General features: G+C 34.2%; 10 protein-coding genes. All 10 read left to right on the top strand.

Annotated elements, in window-relative coordinates; genetic code table 11:
• Positions 1-235 precede the first annotated feature (235 nt).
• The 10 genes from ENL20_02795 to ENL20_02750 all read left to right on the top strand — a co-directional run bounded on the left by ENL20_02795 (position 236) and on the right by ENL20_02750 (position 7,933).
• A complete protein-coding gene (locus ENL20_02795) occupies positions 236-1,849 on the top strand; it encodes a CTP synthase (GenBank protein ID HHE37483.1) in 1,614 nt (537 codons plus the stop codon).
• A 52-nt stretch (positions 1,850-1,901) separates the two neighbouring features.
• A complete protein-coding gene (rfaE2, locus tag ENL20_02790; protein ID HHE37482.1) occupies positions 1,902-2,390 on the top strand; it encodes a D-glycero-beta-D-manno-heptose 1-phosphate adenylyltransferase in 489 nt (162 codons plus the stop codon).
• A 2-nt stretch (positions 2,391-2,392) separates the two neighbouring features.
• On the top strand, positions 2,393-2,833 hold the full coding sequence (locus tag ENL20_02785) for a hypothetical protein (GenBank protein HHE37481.1): 441 nt from the start codon (positions 2,393-2,395) through the stop codon (positions 2,831-2,833).
• Positions 2,834-2,885: 52 nt separating this feature from the next.
• Positions 2,886-3,242 carry a dihydroneopterin aldolase gene (gene folB / locus ENL20_02780; protein ID HHE37480.1) on the top strand — a complete coding sequence of 119 codons (357 nt, stop codon included), beginning with the start codon at positions 2,886-2,888 and terminating at the stop codon, positions 3,240-3,242.
• 8 nt (positions 3,243-3,250) lie between these two features.
• Complete coding sequence (gene folK, locus ENL20_02775) at positions 3,251-3,712, top strand: 2-amino-4-hydroxy-6-hydroxymethyldihydropteridine diphosphokinase (GenBank protein HHE37479.1); 462 nt, start codon at positions 3,251-3,253, stop codon at positions 3,710-3,712.
• 257 nt (positions 3,713-3,969) lie between these two features.
• Positions 3,970-4,719 carry a hypothetical protein gene (locus ENL20_02770; GenBank protein HHE37478.1) on the top strand — a complete coding sequence of 250 codons (750 nt, stop codon included), beginning with the start codon at positions 3,970-3,972 and terminating at the stop codon, positions 4,717-4,719.
• Between the two features lie 136 nt (positions 4,720-4,855).
• Entirely contained in the window at positions 4,856-5,353 is a 498-nt protein-coding gene (locus tag ENL20_02765; protein ID HHE37477.1) for an HIT domain-containing protein, read from the top strand.
• Positions 5,334-5,792 carry a hypothetical protein gene (locus ENL20_02760; protein HHE37476.1) on the top strand — a complete coding sequence of 153 codons (459 nt, stop codon included), beginning with the start codon at positions 5,334-5,336 and terminating at the stop codon, positions 5,790-5,792. The genes ENL20_02765 and ENL20_02760 overlap by 20 nt, the downstream gene beginning before the upstream one ends.
• A 106-nt stretch (positions 5,793-5,898) precedes the next feature.
• Positions 5,899-6,297, top strand: coding sequence for a ribosome silencing factor (rsfS, locus tag ENL20_02755; GenBank protein HHE37475.1), 399 nt, complete (start codon positions 5,899-5,901; stop codon positions 6,295-6,297).
• Positions 6,284-7,933: an arginine--tRNA ligase gene (locus tag ENL20_02750; GenBank protein ID HHE37474.1), complete on the top strand. Its 1,650-nt coding sequence runs from the start codon at positions 6,284-6,286 to the stop codon at positions 7,931-7,933. The genes rsfS and ENL20_02750 overlap by 14 nt, the downstream gene beginning before the upstream one ends.
• Positions 7,934-8,079: the final 146 nt, after the last annotated feature.

Genomic DNA, 8,079 nt, shown 5'->3' with positions numbered 1-8,079 from the left:
TGCTTTCAAATTGCAAAGTAAGGATTGAGAAATCGTAAATCAAATGTGATTCAGAACTTGTTCTGAACCCTTTATTAACAATTTATTTTGTCCGGAACAAGTTCCGAACTACAGTAACTCAAACAACCCTGTTTGAGAAAATTGATTCATTCAACTTGTTAAATGAAATATATTCTCAAAGCGGAGCTTTGAGTTACATAACACAATCAGGATTGATTGTGATACAGGAGAAAAAATGGCTAAACATATTTTTGTGATTGGTGGTGTTTTATCATCTCTTGGAAAAGGAATCGCATCTTCATCTATTGGATTGTTGATGAAAAAAATGGGTTATAATGTTGTTATGCAGAAATTCGATCCGTATTTGAATGTCGATCCCGGAACCATGAGTCCGTTCCAACATGGAGAAGTTTTCGTCACAGATGATGGAGCGGAAACAGACCTTGACCTTGGACATTATGAAAGATTTATTGGAATTCCTCTCAACAAAAATTCCAATTCAACTTCCGGTCAGATCTATGAAAAAGTGATCAAAAAAGAGAGAAAAGGTGATTATCTCGGAAAAACCGTTCAGGTCATCCCGCATGTTACCAATGAGATAAAAAGTTTGATCCATAATATAGCCAAAGACAAAGATATTGTCATAACCGAAGTTGGTGGAACGGTTGGAGATATCGAGAGTCTTCCCTTTTTGGAAGCTATCAGACAATTCCGTCTCGATGTTGGTAAAGAAAATTCTCTTTTCATATTCCTGACTTATGTTCCTTTCATCAAAGCTGCCGGAGAATTAAAAACCAAACCAACCCAGCATGCAGCCACAAAACTTCGGGAAATTGGTATTCAGCCGGATATTTTGCTTTGTCGTTCGGAAAAAGCTTATGATGAAGATATAAGGAGCAAGATCGCTCTTTTTACAAATGTGCAGAGAAGTTATGTGATCAATGCCATTGATGTGTCCACCATTTATGAAGTTCCCAAAACCTTGATGCAAGCCCGTCTTCATGAAAAAATTTGTAAGCAATTGCATCTGCGGGAACATCATATCGATTTTTCCGATTGGGAGCAGATCATCGATAATATTAAAAATCCGGAAAAAGAAGTGAATATCGCAGTTTGCGGAAAATATGTCGAGCATCAGGATGCGTATAAAAGCGTAGGAGCAGCTCTAATTCACGCTGCTGCTGCCAACAGGTTAAAATTAAATATTAGATGGGTTGATTCCGAGAAAACGATTTCGGAAAATGATATTAAAAAACAGCTTGAAAATATTGATGGAATTTTGATTCCTGGAGGTTTTGGTGTGCGTGGGATCGATGGGAAAATTGCGATTGCCAAGTATGCTCGTGAACATAAAATTCCTTATTTTGGGATTTGTCTCGGTATGCAGATCGCTGTTATTGAATTTGCTTTGCATGTCTGTAAACTTGAAAATTCATACAGTACGGAATTTGATGAGGAATGTAAAAATCCGGTGATAGATCTGATGAATGACCAGAAATATTTGGAGAAAATGGGTGGAACAATGCGTCTCGGTGCTTATCCGTGCAAAGTTAAAGAAGAAAGCCTTGCCTACCAAATTTACTGGAAAAAGGAAATATCAGAACGACATCGACATCGATATGAATTTAACAATAAATATCGAAAGATCATTGAAGAAAAAGGAATGATTATTTCCGGAACTTCTCCTGATAATTTCCTGGTCGAGATCATAGAAATCCCTGATCATCCTTTTTATATTGCAGTTCAGTTCCATCCTGAATTCAAATCAAGACCGGATAAGGCACAACCTATTTTTAAGGAATTCGTAAAAAAATCTGCGGAGATGAGGAAAGAAGATAAGACTGGATAATTTGATTTAAAAGATAAAAATTATTAATCTGTCTTACTTGTCAGGATGAAGCATGGAAAATAAAATGAAACTAAAAACCTGGGATGAAATAAAAAGAATCGTTAAAGAGCTGAAAAAATCAGGAAAGCAAGTTGTCTTCACAAATGGTTGTTTTGATATTATTCATGCGGGACATGTCCAATATCTCCAGGAAGCAAAGAATCTGGGAGACATTTTAATTATTGGATTAAATAGTGATGAATCTGTTCGGAAACTGAAAGGAAAGAATCGTCCTCTTAATAATGAATTAAATAGAGCTATTGTTTTATCAGGATTTTATTTTGTAGATTATGTTGTTATTTTTGAAGAAGATACGCCATACGATCTCATAAATCTGATCAAACCTGATATTCTGGTCAAAGGCGGAGATTGGAAAATTCAGGATATTGTCGGTTCGGATATTGTCTTGAAAAAAAAAGGAAAAGTTAAAAGCCTTTCTTTCAAGGATGGTTTTTCCACTACAAAGTTAATAAACAAGATCAAAAAAGAAAAAGATCGATAATTATGGATGTTCAAGAAGATATTGCTGTTGTAAAAAATGTTAATGATAAAACCGTTACGATCCGGATAAAGAAAACCGACAGTTGTAAATCTTGTTCTTTAAAAGGAGTATGCGGAACTTCTTCCAGTCCGATAGAGCATAAATTAAAAACTGATCTGGAGTTAGAAGCCGGTGATCTTGTAAAAGTTTATCTCTCTCCGGGTGTAAAGATTTTTTCATCCTTTATTATCTTTGTCTTCCCTATTCTGTTAATGATCCTTTTTTATTTTCTGGGAAAAATCCTGTTCAAATCTGAAAATCTTGCCATTTTAATTTCCATATTTGGTCTGCTGTTCAGTGGAATAATTATTTATTTTATCGATAAAAAATACGCAAAAAAAATTCATTTTGAAATTGTGGAGAAAGTTTTAAACAGCGAACAAAATAAAGTAATAACGAAATGATTTTTTTGTTCGTCTTGTTCGTTTTGTTAGTTGCTAAATTACTGAGGTTAATATGAAAATTCATTTACATGAAATGGTCTTTTACGGTCATCATGGTGTTCATCCCGAAGAGCGAAAGCTCGGTCAGAGATTTATCGTGAATTTTACTTTTGAAACAGCTCCTGAACACGATCAGGAAATTGATCATATCGATGATACGATCGACTATACAAAAGTGTTCTCCATCATAAAAAATATTCTTGAAAATAAAGAATTCCTGCTTTTGGAAAACTGTGCTGATACGATCTTAACATCAGTTTTAACAACTTTCCCAAAGATAATTCAGGCAAAAGTGAAAATCAAAAAACCTTCCGTTCCCATAAAAGGTTCACTCGGTTCGGTTGAAGTTGAAATGGATAGGATAAAATAACCGCAAAAATGCATAAAAGACACAAAAATATTTGCTATTTAGGACTTGGATCAAATTTAGGAAACAAGTTAGAAAATATTCAAAAAGCAGTCTCAATACTGAGAAATAATAAAAAGATAAAAATAATAAAAAATAGTTCGATAAAAGTTACAAAAGCCTGGGGAAACACTAACCAACCTGATTTCCTGAATTGCGTTCTGGAAATCGAAACTGCTCTTGATCCTAAAAAATTACTGAAAATCTGTCTTGAAATTGAAACTGAAATGGGAAGGATCAGAAAGGAAAAATGGGAATCGAGAATAATCGATATCGATATTCTCTTTTTTGGAAATGAAGTGATCAATGAAGAAAACCTGATAATTCCACATGCATTCATCTATAAAAGAAAATTCATTCTGGAATCCCTGAACGAAATCTGTCCTGATTATATTCATCCGACTTTGAAGAAGAAAATAAAGGATATTCTGTAATCCCATCGTCCCGATAGGAAAAAAGACTGATTATAAATGTCATTCCGAAGCATCCTTCAACAGTTTCCTGTGAGGAATCTTCTGTTATAAGCTTATGGAAACTAAAGTAATTGCAGATACTTCGAAAGATCATTTCTGAAAGAATCCGTCTCTTTCAGGAAAGAGAAATCATCAGAATGACAAATAATAAAAATTCCTTATTCTACTCCCTTCTCTTTACAGGAGAAGGGCTGGAGATGAGGTAAATAGGAGTTTAGATGAAAAAACTGGCAACCATTATCCTGGCAGCAGGTCAGGGAACTCGGATGAAATCAGATCTTCCGAAAGTTGTTTTTGAACTTGCCGGCAAACCGATGATCAATCGAGTTGTGGAAACCGCTCAAAAAATAGACAGCGATCTGATCGTGGTTGTGGTCGGTCATAAAAAAGAAATGGTGATTAATGTTGTTCCCAAAAGCGAAAAGATAAAATTCGTGGAACAAAAGGAGCAAAACGGAACAGGTCATGCAGTTATGGTTACAAAAGATATTTTTAAGGATTTTGAGGGAGATGTTTTTATTCTTTGCGGAGATGTTCCACTCCTGCGGTCTGAAACTCTGGACAAAATGCTTAAGCAGCATCGTGAAATAAAAGCAGCATGCACGGTTCTGACAGTAGTAATGAACGATACTCTCAAATATGGTAGAATCGTCAGAAATAAAGAAGGAAATATCCAAAGAATTGTCGAACATAAAGATGCTTCCAACGAAGAAAAAAAGATCAAAGAGATCAATACTGCAATTTACTGCTTCGATGCTCAAAGCATGTTTTCCGCTTTGGATAAGATCGATAATCATAATAGTCAAAACGAATATTACCTGACTGACACTTTAGAAATCCTGAATAATGAAAAAAAAATCGTTACATCCGTAATTCTGGAAGATATGGCAGAGGCTTCCGGAGTAAATTCAAAAGAGCAATTAGCAAAACTGGAACAGGAATTTTATAAGAGACTTAATCCTGTTTGAGATGATCTGTAAAACAATTTGCTAAATTGTTGTTTCTATAAATGAAATGATTTCTGAAATTTTTATAAAATTTATTGTTTGTTTAGAAAGATTTCTGAACAACCTGGCAAGTTGTTTTACACCCAAGTGAGGATAAATGAATAAAATACTATATTCACCCTGGCGTCTAAAATACATCTTATCAAAAAAAAAAAAAGAATGTATTTTCTGTATCAGACCATCCGCAAAAAATGATGAAAAACATTTCATCCTTTATCGGAGTAAATTCAGCTTCGTTATCCTGAATATGTTCCCATACAATAACGGTCATTTAATGGTTGTCCCTTTTAAACATGTTGCAGGTTTGAACGATCTTTCAAAGGAAGAGATCGATGACCTTTTTGAAACTGTTCAACTTTGCGAAAAAGTAATTACAAACAATTATCACCCGGACGGAATCAATATCGGCATGAATTTAGGAAAAGCAGCAGGTGCAGGAATAGACGAGCATTTACATGTTCATCTCGTACCGAGATGGAATGGAGACACGAATTTTATGACCGCAACCGGAAGCACGAGAGTTATTCCCGAATCCTTTGAAACAGCATATCAACAACTAAAAGAACAATTTGACAGTGAGCAGGTCAAAAAATAATTTGTCCCGCAGTAAAAAGGGCGGATTAACGCTATTAATAGTAATATTTTTAGCGATTTTAATATTTTTTTTATACCTTGTCCTTGCTGAAGGAAAAGTAGAAAAAAAAATTGAAGCGGGATTTCAAGGATCAGTTAAAATTTCATTGTTAAATGGTTGCGGTTATCCCGGAATCGCGAGTGAAGTTAAGGAAATTTTATTAAATGCTCAAGATAATGTTAATGAACAAAACCTGGATATAATTTTTTGGAAAAATGTGGAAAGGAATATGTTCATATACAAAAAAACGATCATTGTCGTGAAACATAATAATGAAGAGAAATTAAAATATTTAATGCATTTAACTGGAATAAAACGAAAGATTTATGCTTTTGATGATAACGCTATCGAGGAATTTCAGATCATCTTAGGAAATGATTATCAAAAATATTTTGATTAGTTTCAAGTATTTCGAGTTGTAAAGACAAAGGACATCGTCTTGGAACAAGACAATTACTCGAAATCATTTCCAATCATTTTTTCAACTCGTCTCCGGCAACTACCGGATGACAAGTCAAAAAATCAGGAGTTTTATGTTATCTTCCCAAAAAGAAATAGTAGATAAAATAATCAAGTGGGCAGCATCTAAAAAAGCCGAAAATATTAAATATTTTGATGTCAGAGAATTTTCCGATTATACTGATATCATCATCATCTGTCATGGAACTGCAGAACTTCATAATAAAGCTATTGCAGAAGAAATCCTGTACAAAGCAAAAGCAGAAGGAATTCAACTTTTAGCTTCCGAAGGTTTGGCTAATGGAACCTGGATTCTCCTTGATTTTGTCGATATCATTGTTCACATTTTTAACGAAGAAACCAGAAATTTCTATAAACTTGAAGAATTATGGAATATTAGTTCAAAAACCATAAAGGATAATAGAATTAATAATGACCAAAACTAAAATACATAAAGATATAATTAAATGTTTGAAAAAATTGGATATTAAGTTCGAGGATAATTTTACGATCGAAGTTCCAAACAATCCTGAACACGGGGATTTCTCAACCAATGTTGCTCTCGTAAATGCCAAAAAAAATAGAAAGAAACCTCGAATTTTAGCAGAAAAAATCACAGAATATTTTTCCAGACATCGAGATTACAAATCTGTCGATGTTGCTGGACCGGGTTTTATAAATTTTAAAATGGCTAATCGCTATTATCATCATAAATTATTAGATATTTCCAAAACTAAAAAATTCGGATCTTCAAAACATGGAAAAGGTAAAAAAGTTTTGCTGGAATTTGTCAGTGCAAATCCAACCGGACCCTTGAATGTGGTCAATGCCAGAGCTGCAGCTTATGGAGATTCCCTTTATCGCATAATGAGTTATGTTGGTTTCAAAGCCTTTCGTGAATATTATATTAATGATGCCGGAAATCAGGTCGATATTCTGGCGGAATCACTTGAAATTCGCTATCGGGAATTGTATGGAGAAAAAATCGAGGAATTCCCTCCGGAAGCATATCATGGAGAATATATCAAGGATCTGGCTTTGAAATTAAGTGCGATCGATTCCACAAAATTATTCCATATCTCAGAAATAGATCGTTTGGAGAGAATGAAAAATTTTGCTTTGGCAGAACTTCACCGGGAACAGGTTAAAAGTCTGGAACGATACGGAGTAGAATTTGAGAACTGGATGTCCGAAAAAAAATTAAGAAAAGAAGGAGCTATTGAAGAAGTTCTCAGTTACTTAACAGAAGCTCATTGTACTTATGAGAAAGATGAAGCTATCTGGTTTTCCTCCATAGATTTTGGTGATGAAAAAGACCGTGTTCTGATGAAAGCAGATGGAAATACAACCTATCTTGTACCTGACATTGCTTATCATCTGACAAAATATCACCGTGGCTTTGATATCATTATCGATGTTCTCGGACCGGATCATCATGGACATGTTGCCAAGTTAAAAGCGGCAATTAAGGCTCTAAAACTGGATGTCAGTAAACTGGAAGTTGTTTACCTGCAGCACATAAATCTGATCCAGAATGGTGAAGTTGTAAAGATGTCTAAAAGAGCAGGCAAGATTGTGAGTATGGATGACTTGATCGATGAAGTTGGAAAAGATGCTGCCAGGTTTTTTTTCCTGGAACGAAAACCGAATGCTCATCTGAATTTCGACCTCGAACTGGCAAAGAAAAAATCAAATGAGAATCCTGTTTATTATTGTCAATATGCTCATGCCAGAATACACAGCATCCTGAAAAAAGCAAAGAAAGAAAAAATCTATCTGAAGGATTTTGATAAAAAATACTTGAGAAGACTTAATAAAGAATATGAGCTAAATATTATTAAGAAATTACTTGAATTTCCAGATACTTTAATCTCTATTGCAGATAGCAGAGAACCGCATAGATTAGCTAATTATGTTCATGAACTTGCCGGTATGTTCCATAAATATTATGCGAAATATCAAATCGTGAACAGGAATCATCCCGAGCTTAGCTTAAGCAGACTTTTTTTGATAACAGCGGTCAAAGATGTGATTGCGATCTCTCTTGGTTTAATGGGAATTTCAGCTCCCAAAAAAATGTAAATTTTCCTGTAACTAAATATAAAATTATCGTTAACTATTCGAGATTTTATTGTTTTGAAATTTCGGCTTTAAGCATAAAGCTCGATAAATCGAAGCAAAATAATGTATTAAGAAATTAGAAAAATGAAAAAAATATTCGTGTTATC

The organism is Candidatus Cloacimonadota bacterium, assembly GCA_011372345.1.
In the GTDB taxonomy this organism is placed as follows: domain Bacteria; phylum Cloacimonadota; class Cloacimonadia; order Cloacimonadales; family TCS61; genus DRTC01.
The sequence above is the reverse complement of the archived record's forward strand: the minus strand, read 5'-3'. Positions and strand labels throughout refer to the sequence as shown.